Consider the following 1,751-nt stretch of genomic DNA (forward strand, 5'->3'; position numbering starts at 1 on the left):
GCTGCACCTCGAACACGATCGAGGTGGCGTCAGGATCCCGTGCGGCAGCTGTGGTCAGCAAGTCGGCCAACGTGGTGGGCGCCCCCATGGGCGCACCGGAATGTGCCAGCAGATCGGCGCGTTCGGCGGACTCCAGGATCTCGACGGCCCCCACCGAAACGGTCGGATCGATGGCCACCGACTCGAGTATCCGAATCCACCGACGTATCAGTGCATCGATCGTCGCGGGGTCGAACAGATCCGTGGCGTAGGTGACCGCAACGGCCATCTCGCCGCTGACCTGGTCGTCCGACAGCACGACCTGCAGGTCGAAGCGAGACACTTCGTTGGGCAGGTCGAGCACTGCGACGTCGAGACCGGGCAACTCCAGCCGCACCCGTGCCAGATTCTGGAATGCCAGCATCACCTGGAACAGCGGGTGCCGGGACGGGGAACGGTGCGGAGCGAGCTGATCCACCAGTTGTTCGAAGGGAACGTCGGCGTGTGCGAAGGCCTCCAGATCGATCTGCCTGATCCGGTCGAGCAGGTCGGTGAACGATTCATCGAGATCGATCTCGGTCCGCAATACCAGCGTGTTGACGAACATGCCGACCACATCGTCGAGCTCGGCCGCGCCGCGTCCGGCGATCGGCGTACCGATCGGAATATCGGTGGCACCGCTCAACCGGGCGAGCAGGACCGCCAGCGTGCCGTGGATCACCATGAACAGCGAGGCACTGTGTTGCCGCGCCAACGTGCCCAACGCCAGTATCAACTCGGCATCGACCGTGTAGTCGATGGTGGCACCCTGGTGGGACGCCACCACCGGCCGCGGCCGGTCAGCCGGTAGACGAAGTTCCTCGGCAACTCCGTCCAGCGTCGCGGTCCAGTATCGGATCTGCTGGGCGCACAGCGATTCCGGATCGTCGGGCGAGCCGAGGGCCGCTCGTTGCCACAGTGCGTAGTCCGCGTAGTGGACAGGCAGTGGTGTCCACGAAGGGAGTTCTCCGCGGATCCGTGCGGTGTACGCGGTCGTCACGTCGCGGGCCAGCGGTGTCATGGAGAATCCGTCCGCGGCGATGTGGTGCACCACGACGGCCAGCACGTATTCGGGCTCCGCGCTACCGGCAGCGCGGAACAATCGGGCACGCACCGGCGCCCGCGTGCTCACATCGAAGCCTTCGGCGACGAATTCGGCGACCGCTGTGTGCAGTTCGCTCGACGGCACCGAGACCAGAGCCAGCTCGGGGTCTACCTCGTCGGCGGGTTCGATCAGCTGGATCAGCGTTCCGTCGTGGTCCGGGTACCGGGTCCGCAAAGACTCGTGCCTGCGCAGCACGTCGGCCATGGCCGATCGCAGGGCGTCGACGTTCAGCTCGCCACGCAACCGGATGGCGATCGGCACATTGTAGGCACCGGAACCGGTGTCGTACTGGTTGAAGAACCACATCCGCTGTTGGGCCGGCGCCAAGGGCACGAGATCGGGGCGCGGCCCGGCGATCAAGGGTGGGCGTCGTCGCCCGGTGCCGGAGTACTGGGCTATGTGGGCCGCGAGCGCCGCTACCGTGGGGGCCTCGAACAACACCCGCACCGGAATCTCCGTGTCCAACGTGGCCCCGAGTCGCGCTGCCACCCGGGTCGCGACCACGCTGTCGCCGCCGAGGGCGAAGAACGAATCATCGAGGCCGACCTCGTCGATTGTCGATACATGGGGGGCTGATTATGCGATGAATGGGTGTGTGTGTGTGTGGGGGGGGCCCGACCGGGGGTGT

The 1,751-nt window shown here is 66.3% G+C and carries 1 protein-coding gene and 1 pseudogene; both read right to left on the reverse strand.

The genetic code is table 11. The annotated features are described in order from the left end of the window. Positions 1-1,570: condensation domain-containing protein (locus tag ACFWPJ_RS27200; protein ID WP_378855491.1), on the reverse strand; the 1,570-nt coding region annotated here is incomplete at its 3' end. Between the two features lie 9 nt (positions 1,571-1,579). Beyond that, positions 1,580-1,627, reverse strand: a pseudogene (locus ACFWPJ_RS27205) (hypothetical protein); the annotation flags it as partial. Positions 1,628-1,751: the final 124 nt, after the last annotated feature.

The organism is Nocardia sp. NPDC058497 (genome assembly GCF_042720195.1).
Lineage (GTDB): Bacteria > Actinomycetota > Actinomycetes > Mycobacteriales > Mycobacteriaceae > Nocardia.